Source organism: Nocardia sp. NPDC050406, from assembly GCF_044459025.1.
GTDB lineage: Bacteria > Actinomycetota > Actinomycetes > Mycobacteriales > Mycobacteriaceae > Nocardia.
In genome coordinates, this window is record NZ_JBITIM010000005.1 from 122,272 (window position 1) to 137,011 (window position 14,740).

General features: G+C 68.8%; 17 protein-coding genes. 5 read left to right on the plus strand and 12 right to left on the minus strand.

Translation table 11 applies throughout. From position 1 onward, the window contains the following. Nucleotide 1: 1 nt before the first annotated feature. The 3 genes from ACIBH2_RS32395 to ACIBH2_RS32405 all read right to left on the minus strand — a co-directional run bounded on the left by ACIBH2_RS32395 (nucleotide 2) and on the right by ACIBH2_RS32405 (nucleotide 3,342). Entirely contained in the window at nucleotides 2-1,318 is a 1,317-nt protein-coding gene (locus ACIBH2_RS32395) for a cryptochrome/photolyase family protein (RefSeq protein ID WP_397124537.1), read from the minus strand. A gap of 120 nt (nucleotides 1,319-1,438) precedes the next feature. Continuing rightward, nucleotides 1,439-2,020 carry a TerD family protein gene (locus ACIBH2_RS32400; RefSeq protein WP_397124539.1) on the minus strand — a complete coding sequence of 194 codons (582 nt, stop codon included), beginning with the start codon at nucleotides 2,018-2,020 and terminating at the stop codon, nucleotides 1,439-1,441. 50 nt (nucleotides 2,021-2,070) lie between these two features. Next, on the minus strand, nucleotides 2,071-3,342 hold the full coding sequence (locus ACIBH2_RS32405; RefSeq protein ID WP_397124541.1) for an amidohydrolase: 1,272 nt from the start codon (nucleotides 3,340-3,342) through the stop codon (nucleotides 2,071-2,073). A gap of 336 nt (nucleotides 3,343-3,678) precedes the next feature. On the opposite strand from ACIBH2_RS32405, the gene ACIBH2_RS32410 reads away from it, so the two are divergent. Beyond that, on the plus strand, nucleotides 3,679-3,933 hold the full coding sequence (locus tag ACIBH2_RS32410; RefSeq protein WP_397124543.1) for a hypothetical protein: 255 nt from the start codon (nucleotides 3,679-3,681) through the stop codon (nucleotides 3,931-3,933). Between the two features lie 4 nt (nucleotides 3,934-3,937). On the opposite strand, the gene ACIBH2_RS32415 is transcribed toward ACIBH2_RS32410, so the two are convergent. From ACIBH2_RS32415 to ACIBH2_RS32430, 4 genes are all read right to left on the minus strand, one after another. Continuing rightward, the gene (locus tag ACIBH2_RS32415; RefSeq protein ID WP_397124544.1) at nucleotides 3,938-4,411 is read right to left on the minus strand and encodes a CinA family protein; all 474 of its coding nucleotides are present in this window, start codon (nucleotides 4,409-4,411) and stop codon (nucleotides 3,938-3,940) included. A gap of 48 nt (nucleotides 4,412-4,459) precedes the next feature. Continuing rightward, nucleotides 4,460-4,858: a DUF1304 family protein gene (locus ACIBH2_RS32420; protein WP_397124546.1), complete on the minus strand. Its 399-nt coding sequence runs from the start codon at nucleotides 4,856-4,858 to the stop codon at nucleotides 4,460-4,462. A 117-nt stretch (nucleotides 4,859-4,975) separates the two neighbouring features. Next, entirely contained in the window at nucleotides 4,976-5,497 is a 522-nt protein-coding gene (locus tag ACIBH2_RS32425) for a DUF664 domain-containing protein (protein ID WP_397124548.1), read from the minus strand. Then, nucleotides 5,490-6,329 carry a helix-turn-helix domain-containing protein gene (locus tag ACIBH2_RS32430; protein ID WP_397124550.1) on the minus strand — a complete coding sequence of 280 codons (840 nt, stop codon included), beginning with the start codon at nucleotides 6,327-6,329 and terminating at the stop codon, nucleotides 5,490-5,492. Before ACIBH2_RS32430 ends, ACIBH2_RS32425 begins: the two co-directional genes overlap by 8 nt. An 84-nt stretch (nucleotides 6,330-6,413) precedes the next feature. Here ACIBH2_RS32430 and ACIBH2_RS32435 point away from each other — a divergent pair, with 84 nt between their 5' ends. Then, on the plus strand, nucleotides 6,414-7,859 hold the full coding sequence (locus ACIBH2_RS32435; protein WP_397124552.1) for an MFS transporter: 1,446 nt from the start codon (nucleotides 6,414-6,416) through the stop codon (nucleotides 7,857-7,859). Nucleotides 7,860-8,052: 193 nt separating this feature from the next. Further along, on the plus strand, nucleotides 8,053-8,850 hold the full coding sequence (locus ACIBH2_RS32440) for a M23 family metallopeptidase (RefSeq protein ID WP_397124554.1): 798 nt from the start codon (nucleotides 8,053-8,055) through the stop codon (nucleotides 8,848-8,850). Nucleotides 8,851-8,865: 15 nt separating this feature from the next. Here the strand turns inward: ACIBH2_RS32440 and ACIBH2_RS32445 are convergent, their stop codons facing one another. From ACIBH2_RS32445 to ACIBH2_RS32455, 3 genes are all read right to left on the minus strand, one after another. Beyond that, a complete protein-coding gene (locus tag ACIBH2_RS32445; RefSeq protein ID WP_397124556.1) occupies nucleotides 8,866-9,603 on the minus strand; it encodes an arginase family protein in 738 nt (245 codons plus the stop codon). Between the two features lie 63 nt (nucleotides 9,604-9,666). After that, nucleotides 9,667-9,870, minus strand: coding sequence for a hypothetical protein (locus ACIBH2_RS32450; protein ID WP_397124558.1), 204 nt, complete (start codon nucleotides 9,868-9,870; stop codon nucleotides 9,667-9,669). A 56-nt stretch (nucleotides 9,871-9,926) separates the two neighbouring features. Beyond that, nucleotides 9,927-10,520, minus strand: a complete 594-nt coding sequence (locus tag ACIBH2_RS32455; RefSeq protein WP_397124560.1) for a TetR/AcrR family transcriptional regulator — start codon at nucleotides 10,518-10,520, stop codon at nucleotides 9,927-9,929. A gap of 76 nt (nucleotides 10,521-10,596) precedes the next feature. On the opposite strand from ACIBH2_RS32455, the gene ACIBH2_RS32460 reads away from it, so the two are divergent. Continuing rightward, entirely contained in the window at nucleotides 10,597-11,187 is a 591-nt protein-coding gene (locus ACIBH2_RS32460; protein ID WP_397124562.1) for a hypothetical protein, read from the plus strand. Between the two features lie 25 nt (nucleotides 11,188-11,212). Here ACIBH2_RS32460 and ACIBH2_RS32465 read toward each other — a convergent pair whose 3' ends face one another. Both ACIBH2_RS32465 and ACIBH2_RS32470 read right to left on the minus strand, forming a co-directional pair. Continuing rightward, nucleotides 11,213-11,851: a response regulator gene (locus ACIBH2_RS32465; protein WP_397124564.1), complete on the minus strand. Its 639-nt coding sequence runs from the start codon at nucleotides 11,849-11,851 to the stop codon at nucleotides 11,213-11,215. Next, on the minus strand, nucleotides 11,848-13,008 hold the full coding sequence (locus ACIBH2_RS32470) for a sensor histidine kinase (RefSeq protein ID WP_397124566.1): 1,161 nt from the start codon (nucleotides 13,006-13,008) through the stop codon (nucleotides 11,848-11,850). Before ACIBH2_RS32470 ends, ACIBH2_RS32465 begins: the two co-directional genes overlap by 4 nt. Before the next feature lie 199 nt (nucleotides 13,009-13,207). Between ACIBH2_RS32470 and ACIBH2_RS32475 the strand changes: the two genes are divergently transcribed. Further along, a complete protein-coding gene (locus ACIBH2_RS32475) occupies nucleotides 13,208-14,695 on the plus strand; it encodes a multicopper oxidase family protein (RefSeq protein ID WP_397124568.1) in 1,488 nt (495 codons plus the stop codon). Nucleotides 14,696-14,740 lie beyond the last annotated feature (45 nt).

Consider the following 14,740-nt stretch of genomic DNA (forward strand, 5'->3'; position numbering starts at 1 on the left):
GTCACATGCCCTTGCACTCGATGATCGGCGGCGGATAGTCCGCGGCGAGAATGCCCGCCCGCCACGGCTTGTGCACCTGCGCCCCGGCGATATGCGCGAGCTCCGGAACCCACCGGCGCACATAGTCACCGTCCGGATCGTAGCGTTCGGCCTGGCGAATCGGATTGAGCACCCGATTCGGCCGGGTGTCGGTACCGGTCCCCGCGATCCACTGCCAGTTCAGTTGATTGTTCGCGATATCGCCGTCGACCAGCCACCGCAGGAAATGCGCGGCACCGATCCGCCAATCCACCCGCAGCGATTTGGTGAGCAGACTGGCCGCGATGAGCCGCGCCCGGCCCGGCATCCAGCCCTGCGCGAGCAATTGCCGCATGGCGGCGTCGACAATCGGATAGCCGGTCCGACCCTCGCGCCACGCCCGCACGGCCTGCGGGTCATCGCGCCAGGTGATCGCGCGCGGACGATAGTCGGCCGAGGCCACCTCCGGGCGAGCCCACAGCAATTGATGATTGAAGTCGCGCCAGGCGAGCTGCCGCGCGAACGCCAGACCGCCGGGCGTACCCAGATCGACGCGGTGCACCAACTCGGTCGGCGACAGACATCCGAAATGCAGATACGGCGACACGTGGGAGGTGGCGTCGGCGGGCAGGTCGTCACCGGCGTTCGCGTAGTCCTCCACGGGACCGGACAGCCAGGCCCGCAATAGTTTTCGACCCGATGTCTCACCGCCGACCGCGAGCTCCGGCGAGGTCGCTTCGGCGCACAGCCGCCCGAAGTCCGGCAGCGGCTCACTCGCCACCGACGGCACCGTCAGCTCCCGGGGTCGGCGCATCACCTGTCGCACAGGCGTTTCCACCCACCGGCGGAAGTACGGGGTGAAGACGGCGAAATGATCACGCTCGGTCGCCGGGAGGATGTCGCCCGGCGCGGCGACGGTGATCGACCCGGAATGCACCCGCAGCGCGCAGTTTCGGCGCTCCAGACGGCCGCGCAGCGCGGATTCGCGCCGATGGCTGTAACCGCTCGCATCCGCCGCCACGTGGACGCCGACCGCGCCCACCTCGGCCACCACCCGCTCGACCTCGTCGACGATACTGCCCTGCCGCACCACCAAACGCCCACCGAGGGAACGCAATTCATCATCGAGTTCGGCGAGCGCGGCGGTGAGGAATCGCAGTCGATTGGGCGAGGCCCCGGCCACGATCCGCTCGTCGACCACGAACAACGGCACCACGCCGCCCTCCCGGGCGGCCGCGACCAGTACCGGATTGTCTCGAACCCGCAGGTCTCGGGTGAACAGCGCGACGGCGGTACTCACCGCGCGCCGAGCCCGGCCCGGTACACACCCTCGCCCAGCGTGCTGTTCACACTGTCCCTTCCGGATCCACGCGCGACTGGCTACCAACCAGCATCCTAGCGCGCGGACCCGCCCGGGCGGTTACTCCATGGCGAAGCGCAGCAGCGCCTGCATATCCCCCTGCTTGATCTTGCCCTTGCGGTCGAGCACCTCGAGCTGCCACGACGGGCCGTTGCGCACCGCGCGGGCGATGGCATTGGCATTGTCGGCCCCGAGCAGCGACGGCCAGATATCGGCGACCTGCTGGGTGCTGCCGCCGCTGGCGTCGTAGATCTTGAACGAGATGTTGTTCGCCTTCTCGAAGGAGGTGCCCTTCTTGAACGCGGCCGCCACGAACACGATGGCGGTGATGGGAGCGGGCACATTGGCGAAGGTGACGTGCACGGTTTCGTCGTCGCCGCTGGCCGCGCCGGTCTGCTCGTCGCCGGTGTGGGCCACCGCGCCATTGCCGAGAGGGTCGAGGGAGTCCAGTCCGGCGAACCGCACCGGCTCGCTGCCCTGCATGAGAATGGCGATGAGATCGAGGTCGACGCCCTTCTTGCGCCGGGCGATGCCGAGCAGCCCGCCGCTCGATCCGGCGGAGGGGTCCCAACTCACCCCGACGCTCATCTTGGTGATACCAGCGAGATCCGCGGCGCCGTCTTCTTTTCTGAGCGTAATCACGGGATTCAGCGTACCCACGAATCACTTTCGCGGCAGGTCAGCGATTTTCCTCACGCCGCCGCGAGCCAGGTGAGGGCAGCGGTGGTGAGGGCGGTGACACCCACGGTGATGGATGGTTCAACCACCGGGGCGTAGGTGGCGGTGTGCGGGCCGGGCACCGTGGCGAGATCGACGCCGCCGGACTGGATCTCGCGCAGAATGCGCACCGGGTCCGTACCGCCGAACAGCGCCGGATCGAGCACGCCGAACATCCAATAGCACAGCGGCGCATCGGCACTCGTCGCGAAGATCCCCGCGTCCTCGCTGCCGGTGATGCGGCCCGGGTCGAAAACCCGGTCGGCGCCGAAGATCTCACCGAAGGCGGCGAGGGTGCTCCGGGTGGCGTCGGCGTCGTTGACCAGGACGGGGAAGGTGTCGATCACCGAGGTATCCGGTTTCCACTCCGCTCCCGCGGCCGCGGCCTCGGCGCTCACGATACGGTCCACGGCGGCAAGCACTTTCGTCCTGGTCTCGGGCGTGAAGGTCCGAATGTTCAGGCGCAGTTCGGCGTCGTCGGGAATGATGTTGTCCTTGGTGCCCGCCCGCATCATGCCGACGGTGACGACGGCGGCGTCATCGGCCGCGATCTCCCGCGAGACGATGGTCTGTAGTCGCATGACGGTCGACGCCGCCATCACCACCGGATCGACGGTGACCTCGGGCCGCGATCCGTGCCCGCCTCGACCGTGCAGGACGATCCGCAGGGCGTCGGTGGCCGCCGCCGCGATACCGCCGTGCCCGCCGACCAGGCCCACCGGAAACGGCGCGGTGTGTTGGGCGAGGACGATATCGGGCGTGCCGAATCGCTCGAAGAGCCCGTCGTCGACCATGGCCTGCGCGCCCCGGCCGGTCTCCTCCGCCGGTTGGAATACCGCGAGAATGGTTCCGGCCCACGAATTGCGCGCGTTCGCCAACAATGTCAGCGCGCCGATCAAACAGGTCGCGTGCATATCGTGGCCGCACGCGTGCATAACCCCGTCGGTTTTCGACGCGTACGGCAGACCCGTCGCCTCCTGAATGGGCAGCGCGTCGAAATCCGCGCGCACCAATACCGTCGGCCCCGCCCCATTCGCCAACACCGCCACCACCCCGGTCCCGCCCACACCCTCGGTCACCTCGTAGCCGAGGCCCCGCACGCGGCGTGCCACCGCGTCCGCGGTGCGAAACTCCCCACCCGACAATTCCGGATGCTCGTGCAGATCGCGATAAAACTCCGCGAGCTCCCCCCGAATACCGTCCAACCCCTTCAATGCCGATTCGACTGCCGTTACGCCCGAAGTCATGCACGCTCCCCAACAATCGCCACGATCGAATAGGTACCCGTGCCTGCATAACACCGATACGCTCGCGAAAGTAGGGGACGCTCCGCACCGCGATACTCCTGTGATCAGCTCCGATCAACCCCGCTTGACCGCTCGTGCGAAGGCCATGAGCGCGCCTCCGGCGACCGCACCGCTACTGCCCGCGACCACGTCGAAACCGAGGCAAACCCTTGGGCCGCCGTCGTTTTCGTCGCACCGATGGCATCGGTCGGCCGCCGCTCGCGCCCGGCGTGGCGCACCCGCGCCAACCTCGCGATTCACGCCGTCGCGCGCCCTGTTGGGCGTTAGAGTCAGAACATGGTGAGTACCGCTGTCGCCGCGGAGGACCCAGATACACCGGATCGGCCGCTCTCCGCGCCGCGCCCCCATCTGGGGGTCGTCCCGGAATCGCCGGAGGCCGATGACCTCGACGGGCAACGATTCAGCGAAATGATCTTCACGGCAGCCGAAGCGGAGCGACTGCCCTCGGCCTCGCGGCATCGGATCGCCGCCTACATCCATCTTCAGCTCGCGACATTGGCGGAGATGGGCGACGAGGCCGAGCCCGCCTGATCGGCTACCGCACCCGGTGGGAGGCGGCGGTCAGGAGCATGCGCAGCGCGAATTCGATCGTGTGCGCGAGGACCTGCTCGGGTCCGCCCTCGAACTGGCGGTGCTCGGCGCGCTGCTGGACGAGGGAGTCCACCGCGAACCAGACCGATCCGGCTGGTTCACCGTCCTGGTCGTCCGGCCCGCCGACGCCGGTGACCGCGATCGCGAGATCCGCGCCGAGTAGTTTGCGCACTCCGGCGGCCATGGCGCGGGCGGCCTTCTCCGACACCACCGGAACGTCGGGAACGCCCAGCACATCCCGTTTCACCTCGGAGCTGTAGGCCACCAACCCGCCACGCAGCCACTCCGCGGAGTTCGGCGCGGCCCCGAGCGTGGCGGAGAGTTTCCCGCAGGTCAGCGACTCCGCGACGGCGATGGTCAGCCCGGTCCGCTCGGCGAATCGGGCCAGTTCCTCGGCATATTCGTGCGCATCGGCCATGGTCGTCCCCTTCGTCGGCGGCCAACGCTGAAATGCTACCGATTCCGTTCAGAGGGTGGCCGCGACGAGGACGACCAGCGGCAGCACACTCGAGCCGAGGGTCCCGACCACGCTGCCGCCGCGCGGACGCCAGTGCCCGAGCAGATCGGCGAGTCCCATGGCGAGGCTGGCGAGCAGCATGTACCAGGCCGCCGTCAGCACCACCGCGCTCCCGGCCACCTCGTTGCCGTTGTGCAGGATGATCAGCCCGACAATCGTCCCCGCCCCGGCGAGCAGGTTGCGAAAGCCGACCACGAACGCCCACATGCGGACATCCCCGACATCGGCGCTCTCGACCCGGAGCCAGCGCCGCACGGCGGGCCGGTCGTAGAGGAACATCTCCAATGGTGAGACCGCGATATACGTGATCGCGCTGAGCAGCGCCGCGACCTGCGCGACGCCGTTCACGACCCGGCCCCTCGATGCGCACCGCGTGTCATCTCGCCACCTCTCGTGACGGCCCTGGGGCGCCGCGCCTGATCGGCGTCCGCTGTGGTCGAATTATCGCCCCCGCCTCGGCATTGATTACGCGTTTCGCCTGCTGCGCAGCAATACGCCGCGAATGAAGGCCGCCTGGCCGGAGTGCTGGATATCGTCGTCGATCACGCTGATGAGCCGCACCCCGAGCGTGACCGGCGGATCCCAGCGGGTGTCGACCACGCGGGGCAGGTCCGCATCGGTGAGACCACGCACGTACTCGATCGTCCGATCATGGACGGCATCGTGGTAGCCCAGCAACAGCTCTGCCGAAATCCCTTCCAGCGCGGCCACTTCCGCGGGGCCCTGCCCGTAGCCGGTGGCGGCGTCGTCGAACGGCAGCTCGAACCGCTTGGCCCATCCGTCGGCCAGCCAGGTCTGCTCGGTCCCCGCCACCTCCGACACGTGATCGTCCTGCACCCGCGTCAGGTGCCAGATCAGCCACGCGATGGAGTTGCTCTCCGCATCCAGCCGCGTCGCCAACTCCTTCTCGGTCAGCCCCGCGACGGCTCCGTGCACATTCTCCTTGATCCGACCGAACGCATCGGTCAACAACTCGGCGCTAGTCATGTGTCGGTGCAATGCCCCTATCGCCCCGCTTATTCCGGGCTCGGTCCGAGTATTCCGGGCTCCGCCCGAGCGCGTCGCCGCCGAGGTAGCGCCCCGGCGAGGTGCCGACGGTCCGCCGGAAGGCGGCGAGGAAGGCGCTGGCCGTGGCGTATCCGACGGCGTGGGCGACGCGCGATACCGGCTGTCCCTCGGCGAGCAGCGCCAGTGCCGCCTGGACGCGGACGCGGGTGCGCCAGCGGTCGAAGCTGATTCCGGTGTCGCGCACGAACAATCGGGTCAGGGTGCGGCGGCTCACGCCGACGGCTCGCGCGTGCGCCTCCAGGCTCCGAGGGTCGGCCGGGTTCTCCAGCAGCGCGTCGGCGACGACGCGTACCCGGTCGTCGGCGGGGCGTGGCACGTCGATCGGGGTGCTGGGCAGTGGGCGTAGGAGATCCAGCACGACGGCCTCGGCGCGCAGCCGCACCGCGTCGGCGAGATGCTCGTTCGCCAGGTAGGCGATGAGGTGCGCGAGCAGGCCGTCGACGCCGAGGGCCGTGGGTTCGGTCCACGAAACGGCGCACCGGTCGGGCTCGAAGTACAGGCTGTAGAGCGTCGCGTCGCGCGTCGCGCCGGTGCGATGCGCGATTCCGGCGGGCAGCCACAGCGCCCGGGTCGGCGGCAGCACCCAGTACGCGTCGTCGATGGCGACGCCGAGCACTCCGCTTCTGGTCCATGCCAATTGGTGCTGCGGGTGATAGTGCTCGGGGGTCCACTGGCCCGCGGCGAGCGGGAAGCTGCCGACGACGATCGCGCCGACTCCGGCCGGTACAGGCTCCAGGGCGGGTGTGGACATGCCACCACGGTATGTCCTCAACACGCTATACCGTGGCCCGGTCGCGTATCGCGGCCACCGGGTGCGGCTACCTACCGTCGGTTCATGACTTCGATCTCTACGGCGAAACCGGTTGCGGGAGCGGATGAACGCCGCCGCGGCGCGGCGCTGCTGGTGCTGTGTTCGGTGCAGTTCATGCTGAATCTCGACGACAATGTGGTGAGTGTGGCGCTGCCCAGCCTGCGTGGGGATCTCGGATTCGGCACCGCGGGCCTGGCGTGGGTGGTCAATGCGTATCTGCTCGCGTTCGGCGGACTGCTGTTGCTGTCGGGCCGGGTGGCCGATCTGGTCGGGCGACGCCGCGTATTCCTCGGTGGCGTAGCGCTTTTCGGTGCGGCCAGCCTGGTGTGTGGACTCGCGCGGGAGCCGTGGCAGCTGATGGCGGGCCGGTTCGCGCAGGGGGCGGGGGCGGCCATGGCGAGCCCGGCCGCGCTCGCGCTGCTGACACTGCTGTACCCCGGCGGCCGGGAACGCGCGAAGGCCATCGGTATCTGGGGCGGCGTCGCGGCGCTGGGCGCGACCGCCGGTCTGGTGATCTCGGGAGCGCTGACGGGCTTCGCGTCGTGGCGGTGGATATTCCTGATCAACCTGCCCGTGGTGCTCGCGACGCTGGCGGTTCTGCCGCGACTGGTGGCGGAGAACCGGTCCGAATCCCGTGCGCGCGTGGATATTCCCGGGGCCGCGCTCATTACGGCCGTGCCGATCCTGCTGGTGTACGGGCTATTGCGCAGTTCGGAAACAGGTTGGGGCGAGGCTGTTTCCGTGCTCGCGATGGGCTTGGCGGCACTGCTGGCGGTGGTATTCGTCGTGCACGAGGCGCGTAGCGCGCAGCCCTTGGTGCCCTTGTCGTTTCTGACCTTTCGGCCGCGCGCCGTGGCCAATCTGGCGACGCTGTTGTTCTCGGCGGCCTTCTACGCCATGGCTTTCCTGCTGATGCTGCACATCCAGACGGTGCTGGGATACGACCCGTTCACCGCCGGTCTCGCGTACCTGCCGTTCGGGGCGGGAATTCTCGGCGGCATGTGGTTGTCCGCGCGCACCGTGGACCGACTCGGTGATCGCGTGGCGTTGACGATGTCGCTGTTGATCAGTGCGACGGGCCTGCTGCTGATGTCCGGGCTCGACGCGGACGACGCCTATGTCACAGGTGTGCTGCCCGCCCTACTGGTCACCAGCCTCGGCTGCGGTATGAGCCTGCCCGCGTTGACGGTCTCCGCGCTCAGGGGAACCACCGAGGAGAACGCCGGAATCGGGTCGGCTGTGCTCAGCTCGGTCCAACAGCTGGGTGGCGCAATAGGTTTGGCCGTTCTGGTGACCCTCGCGACGCGGCGGGGCGCGACCGAGGGCTTCGGTTACGCGCTCGTCGTCGCCACGGGTCTGGTGGTCCTCGCGGCCGTGCTGATCGCCACGGCACTGCGCGACACCCGCCGATCGGCGGCCCCCGAATCGCGGGACTCACAGCGACATTTCGAGGAAAGGACTGCGGATTGATCACGAATGGGTACAGTTTCCGAAACGCCGTCGCACGGGCGGCTCGCGGAATCGGTTGCGGGCCATCGGGTGTGGCGACCTGCTGATCGATCGAGGACGAGCTGTGCCGAATCACCGTACGACCCCCGGTTCTCTGTCTGTCCACGACCTTCTCGGTGACGACCTCGATATCGGAGGAGTCACCAGCCACCGAATGGAAACCGGTGCCACCGGGCGGATTCGAGCGGTCGCGGGCGCGGCCGTGGCGGCGGGCGCACTGCTCGCCACCACCTCGCAGCTCGCCCAGGCCGCCGTCCCGCTCGCGCCCGCCGACCACGAAGCCGACACGGTGGCCGACGCCGCCGAGATGTCCGAACCCGCGGCCGAGGTGGTCGAGGAGCAAGAGGCGGTCGACGAGGTGGCGCTGGTGGCCGAAACACCCAGTGTGACCGCGGAACCCGTCGCGGCGCCGGTCGCGACCCCGTTCGGATTGACGGGCCTGCCGGTCGAGATCGCCGGACCGCTCGCCCAGGCCGAACAAGCCATCAAGGATCTGCAACAGCAGCTCGCACCGCCGGTGCCCATGATCGCCCCGCAGATCGCGGCACCGGCCGTGCTCCCGATCGGTGGCCAGATCAGCTCCGGCTTCGGCAGTCGTTGGGGCGCATTCCATTACGGCGTCGATATCGCCGATGCGCTGGGCACGCCCATTCACTCGGCCATGGGCGGCACCGTGCTCGAATCCGGCCCGGCCTCGGGCTTCGGCATGTGGGTGCGTGTCCTGCAGGACGACGGCACCACCGCCGTCTACGGGCACATCAACGAGTCCTTCGTGCACGAGGGGCAGCGCGTGAACGCCGGTGACGTCATCGCCACGGTCGGCAATCGCGGCCAATCCACCGGCCCGCACCTGCACCTGGAGATCTGGGACGCCAACGGCGGCAAGATCGACCCGGTCGCCTGGCTCGCCGCCAAAGGCGTCCTCATGCAACAGCACTGGGGCGCGGACTGACCCGCGCCCCGCGCATCACGCCGCCAGGGAATCGATGATCGGGCGCAGCCGCTCACCGCAGCCGTGGTCGTCGCGCCACGTACAGGCGAGGCCGACGGCGGCCACCCGGCCCGTGGCCAGCACGCCGTGCAAAGCCCGAGCCACGGTGGGCAGACTCGGGCCCTCGGGGACGGGGAAGAGCAGGCCGGGCAGGTCGGCGGGATCGATGACGTCGCAGTCGAGGTGCAGGTAGAGCGGTCCGCTCGGCAGCTCGTCCAGGTCGTCGACGCGGCGCTGCGCTATGCGAGATGTCTTCAGGTACTCCGCTTCCGGCGGGTCCAGGTCGCGGCCGTCGACCAGGACCGTGCGCTCCTCCGGTATGTCGCGCAGCCCGAGCCCGTCGGCGAGCAGGTGGCGGCCGTAGCCGGTGAGCATGCGGATGGGCATGCCGCCGAGGTAGCCGGAGGCCGACGTCTCCAGGGTCTGGACGTCGCCGTGGGCATCGAACCAGACCAGCGCCGGGTCGAGTCCGGCGCGCTGGAGCCCGGTCACGATCCCGATCGAGGTGGTGCAGTCGCCGGAGGCGACGATCGGACGCTCACCGCGGCGCACTGAGTCGGCCACTCGATCGGCAACGGCGTTGTAGAGCACCGCCATTCGCGCCCACGGGTCGGTGGTGTCGGGAAGGTCGGGGCTGATCACGGCGTCGGGCGTCAGTGGAACATCCAGCTCGGGCCGGTATTCGTCGAGGTGGTAGGGCACGACAAATCTCATCGGTCCAGCCTAGGCGGCCCGAATCCGCACTGGCGCGGGTTTTTTCGCGATCGACGACTTCGCCTACCGCGCGGCATCCCCTGGCGGGTTGTTGCTGGTGAACAGCCCCGGGATACCCAACTCATCGGCGGCGTCGAGGGAGTCCCAGCCTGCCGCAATGGCATTGGTGAACAGTTCCAGGCGTTCCTGTCCGGCGGCGGCGAATTCGTGGGCCGCGGTGGTGTAGCGGTCTCTGGCGGCGCGTAGCGCATCTCTGGTGACATTCACCCTCGCCAGAGTATCGGCAAACTTTCAGCTACGAAAGATCGAATTGCGTGCGTCGGTCAACTCCGGGGTGCGGCAAGGTCTTTCAGATAGGCGTCCAGCGTGGATCGAAGGCTGCGGGCCGCCGCCGGGGTGACCAGCACATGCAGGGCCAGCCCGTCGATCAGCGCGTGCAGCCGCCGGGCCTCGGTTGTCACGTCGCGCGTCGAGTGCAGCCGATCCGTGGCGGCGAGGTGGCGACAGATCTGGCGACAGAGATCGGCGATGGCGCGCTGGGCCTCCTCGGCCAGTTCGGCGAGGCGGGGGTGGGCCGGGGATTCGGCGATGAGCGCGACATTGACCCGCATCTCGGTGTAGCGCCGCTCGTCGACGGGCAGCAGTTCCAGCAGTATCGCCATGGCCATTGCATGCGGATCCTTGATGCCCACATGGGTCGCGACCCGTTGCTCGACAGAGGTGTGGACGAGCTGCATCGAGTACGCCAGTAGATCGGCCTTGGTCGGAAAGCTGTGGCGCAGTGACCCGAGCACGATCCCGGCCTCGGCGGCCACCGTGCGCAGCGAGACGGCCCCGACCCCGCTGCCGACGATCAGCCGCCACACGGCCGCGGCGACCTCCGCCTTGCGCTGTTCGTGATCGATAGTCTTCGGCACGACTTCCATATTAGCTCAACTGTGCTACATTGAAATCTCGTTGTTAGCACAGTTGAGCTAAATAGGGGGTTGTTCGATGTTCGATCTACTGGGGGAACACCCCGTCGCCGGGGTCATCCTGGCCTGTGAAGTCGGCCTGTGGGTGCTTCTGGCGCTGGGCCTCGCGCTGCGCTACCTCGCCCGCATGCGGGCGTTGAGTACCGTTGTGCTGCTGTGTATTCCACTGCTGGACGTGGTGCTGGTGGCGGCCACCGCCATCGATCTGCACCGGGGCGCGACCGCCGATGCCACCCATGGTCTGGCGGGTCTCTATCTGGGCTTCTCGATCGCCTTCGGTCCCACGCTGGTCCGCTGGGCGGACACCCGTGTCGCCCACCGCTTCGCGGGTGGCCCGCCGCCGATGAAGACGCCGAAGCATGGACCCGAACGTCGGAAATACCTGTGGCGGGAGTGGTTCCGCGTGGTGAACGCGGCCGCGATCAGCTCGGTCACCCTGCTGGCCCTGGTCGTCTTCGTCGCCTCACCCGACCAGGATTCGACGCTCACGTGGTGGATCGGTCGTGTCTGGGTGATCGTCGGACTCTGGTTCGTCTTCGGCCCACTGTGGGAATCGGGCCGCGGCGACAAGGCGTCCGACCGCAAGGAACCGGTCGATATCGCCCACTGACGCACCGGCTTTCGGCGCATCCACCTCACGGGGTGGATGCGCTGCGGTGCGCGTACACGGCGAGGCGCACCCGATTGTCGCAACCGGTCTTGTCCATCAGATTGGCCACGTGCGTTTTCACCGTGGTCACGCCCAGATGGAGACGGTCGGCGATCTCCTGGTTGCTCGCGCCGTCACCGACCAGGGCGAGTACCTCGATCTCACGCGGCGTGAGCGCGGCGGCCGGTACCCGTGTCGGGGCAGCGGCCGAGAGGGCGCGCTCGACCACGCGTCGCACCAGGGCCGGGGAGAAGAGCATGTCGCCCTCGACGGTGCGGCGAATGGCGGCGAGCAGATCCCCCGCGGCGGTGTCCTTGACCAGGAATCCGGCCGCCCCGGCGGCCAGCGCCGGGTAGAGGTGGTCATCGTCGTCGAAGGTGGTGAGCACGAGGACCTTTGTGGCGGAGCGGGATTCGGTGATCTGTCGGGTGGCGGTCACGCCGTCCACGCCGGGCATGCGCAGATCCATGAGCACCAGGTCGGGCGCGAGTTCGGCGGCCAGCCGCACGGCCTGGACGCCGTCGGCCGCTTCACCGACGACCTCGAGGTCGGTGGTGGATTCGATCAGCATGCGCAATCCGGTGCGCACCAGTCGCTGATCGTCGGCGAGCAGGACGGTGATCATCGCGAAACCTCCACCCTGATCCCGGGCAACCACGCCTCGACGGTCCAGCCGTCCTCGGTCGGGCCGACGTTCAGCACGCCGCCGACGAGATCCACGCGTTCGCGCATGCCGACGATGCCGTGCCCGGGCGCGGCGGCGGCTCGGCCCGCGCTGCGCACCCGCACCGCGATACCGCCGTCGCGATGGGTGACCGCGAGTTCGACGGGTGCGGTCCGGTCGGCGTGCTTCATCACATTGGTGAGCGATTCCTGCACCACCCGCAACAGTGTGAGCCTGCCGATCGCGTCGAGGTCCCCGGGGTCGGCGGAGATATCCGCGTCGATGTCGAATCCGGCCGCGCGCGCCCGGTCCACGGCCGCGGCCAGTTCGAGGGGCACCGCATCCGATTCCACCAGCGCGACGCCACCCAGCGTGGGATCGCGCAGCGCCACCAGCAGTCGCCGAATATCGGCGAGGGCGTCGGCGGCGGTGTCGTGCACATCGTCGAGCACCGCGACCACGCGCGGATCGGGGTCGGCGAGCACATGCCGGGCGACCTCGATGCGCAGCAGGATCGACGCGATGTGGTGGGCGACCAGATCGTGCAGTTCGCGTGCCATGGCGCTGCGTTCGGCGGTGCGGGTGTGCAGTTCGGCCGCGGCCCTGCGCGATTCGGCGGCGACGGCCTCGAGTCGGAATTTCTCCGCCAGATCCGATTGCGCGCGCAGGTAGAGCCCGAGCAGCAGCGGCAAGCCGATGTAGGCGATGGATTCCAGCGCGGTGGCGGGCCGCCAGAAGTCCGAGTAGCCGAACCACAGGTCGATCAGGACGGCCGCCGCCCAGCACCCGGTGACCAACGCGACCTGCCAGCGGCTGTGCGTCCGCATGACCGCTTCGGCGCAGGCGACGGCGCCGAGGTAGGGCACCAGCCCCGCCACACCCCACGCGTCGGCGGTGAACAGCGGGATGGCGAGCGCGGAGACCGCCACCGAGACCGGAACCGGCCAGCGCGCGCCCACCACCATGAGCAGTGCCGCTGCCAGCGACAGCGACCAGTAGCCCAGCGGTACCCGGTACTCCCCGGGAAAGGTGCTCGCCAGCAACAGCGGCGGGACCAGCGCCAGGGGTGCGCAACGCAGCAGAAGCCGCAGGTCACGGCGGAGGACGGTCTCGGTCACGGGTCCACGGTAGGGGATGGCGCGGGCCGCGACCTCCTCCCTGGGTAGGAGTGCCACCGCGCGCCGTCGGCGCTCGCGAGGCCGCATCAGTTATCACAGGGCAATGCCGGTGGCAAGGGTCCTCGGCAGGATCTCGGCGGCGTGATGTCGGGCTCGGCGGAGGAGGGATCGGCGCGGCGGCTGCACGAGCCTTGACCCCATGATCTGCTCCAGAAGGGGATTCCTCGCCGGGCTGGCCGCCGCGCCGATCGCGCTGTCGGTCGGATGCGCCGCCACCCGGTCCGGTGATCCCGGCCCGCGCCCACTGCCGATTCCGCCCCTGGCCCCCGCCTCGGTCGGTCCCGACGGGATCCGGCGCTTCCGACTCCGGGCGCTGCGGGGTACCGCCGAGATCCTGCCCGGAAAGTCCACGCCGACATGGGGTTACAACGGTGCGATCCTGGGCCCGACACTGCGCGCTCGGCGTGGGGAGACGGTGGCCGTCACGGTGGAGAACGCCTTACCCGAGGCGACCACCGTGCACTGGCACGGTATGCATGTGCCCGCGAGCATGGACGGCGGTCCGCATCAGACCATTGCGCCGGGCGGGATCTGGGAGCCGTCGTGGACCGTCGAACAGCAGGCGGCGACGCTCTGGTACCACCCGCATCCGCACGGGGCCACCGAAAAGCATGTCCACCGCGGACTTTCGGGCTTCTTCCTGATCGACGACGAGAGCGCCGATGCCCTCGAACTGCCGAAAACCTATGGGGTGGACGATATTCCCTTGGTCATCCAGGATCGACGCTTCACCGCGGACGGCGCACTGGACGAATCCGACCCGTCGAATATCGGCCTGCTCGGCGACACGATCGTCACCAATGGCATCGCGGGCGCGTACCTGGACGTGCGCACCACGCGGGTCCGCCTGCGCATTCTGAACGGCTCCTCGGGCCGCCTGTACAACCTCGCCCTCGCCGACGATCGCGAGTTCGAACTCGTGGCGACCGATGGTGGGCTGCTCTCCCGCCCCGTCGCCGCGCGCACCGTCCATCTCAGTCCCGGCGAGCGAGTCGAGATCGTCGTGCCGGTCGCGGCCGGGGAGAACGTCATGCTGCGTTCGCTGCCGATCCAGGACCGCGGCACCCTGGAGGCCGATCTGGCCCGCGGATTCGGTTTCGACGACAGTTTCGACATCCTCGAACTGCGCGCCGCTCGAACCCTCCGCGCCAGCGCGGCCGTACCGGATTCCTTGGTGGCCATCGCGCCGATCGCCGCGCCCGGCGGCCCAGTTGACCGCTCCTTCGACCTCCAGTGGTTCCAGATCAACCAGCAGCGGATGGATATGAACCGGATCGACTTCACGGTTCAGGTCGACACCGCCGAGATCTGGTCGGTGCGCAATGCCGACAACTGGCCGCACAATTTCCACGTCCACGACGTCCAGTTCCTGATTCTCGAGATCAACGGCGCTCCCCCGCCGTCCGAGCTCTCCGGCTGGAAGGACACCGTCTACACGCCGCCGGGCACGAATCTCACTCTCGCCCTGCGCTTCACGCACCACGCCGACCCCACCAACCCGTACATGTACCACTGTCATCTGCTGCTGCACGAGGATCGCGGCATGATGGGCCAATTCCTCGTACTGGCTCCCGGCCAACAACCCGCGCCCCGACAAATGGGGGCAATGACACACGGTCACGGGTAACCGCGAACCAAACCTGTGGTCTGATATGTGCTCCCGCCGCAATCG

What these genes read in the sequence shown, in the direction of transcription:
- ACIBH2_RS32430 (WP_397124550.1), bottom strand. Translation starts at nt 6,329, where the DNA reads ATGTCCACACCCGCCCTGGAGCCTGTACCGGCCGGAGTCGGCGCGATC.
- ACIBH2_RS32410 (WP_397124543.1), top strand. Translation starts at nt 3,679, where the DNA reads ATGGTGAGTACCGCTGTCGCCGCGGAGGACCCAGATACACCGGATCGG.
- ACIBH2_RS32460 (WP_397124562.1), top strand. Translation starts at nt 10,597, where the DNA reads ATGTTCGATCTACTGGGGGAACACCCCGTCGCCGGGGTCATCCTGGCC.
- ACIBH2_RS32415 (WP_397124544.1), bottom strand. Translation starts at nt 4,411, where the DNA reads ATGGCCGATGCGCACGAATATGCCGAGGAACTGGCCCGATTCGCCGAG.
- ACIBH2_RS32445 (WP_397124556.1), bottom strand. Translation starts at nt 9,603, where the DNA reads ATGAGATTTGTCGTGCCCTACCACCTCGACGAATACCGGCCCGAGCTG.
- ACIBH2_RS32435 (WP_397124552.1), top strand. Translation starts at nt 6,414, where the DNA reads ATGACTTCGATCTCTACGGCGAAACCGGTTGCGGGAGCGGATGAACGC.
- ACIBH2_RS32440 (WP_397124554.1), top strand. Translation starts at nt 8,053, where the DNA reads ATGGAAACCGGTGCCACCGGGCGGATTCGAGCGGTCGCGGGCGCGGCC.
- ACIBH2_RS32475 (WP_397124568.1), top strand. Translation starts at nt 13,208, where the DNA reads ATGATCTGCTCCAGAAGGGGATTCCTCGCCGGGCTGGCCGCCGCGCCG.
- ACIBH2_RS32425 (WP_397124548.1), bottom strand. Translation starts at nt 5,497, where the DNA reads ATGACTAGCGCCGAGTTGTTGACCGATGCGTTCGGTCGGATCAAGGAG.
- ACIBH2_RS32465 (WP_397124564.1), bottom strand. Translation starts at nt 11,851, where the DNA reads ATGATCACCGTCCTGCTCGCCGACGATCAGCGACTGGTGCGCACCGGA.
- ACIBH2_RS32405 (WP_397124541.1), bottom strand. Translation starts at nt 3,342, where the DNA reads ATGACTTCGGGCGTAACGGCAGTCGAATCGGCATTGAAGGGGTTGGAC.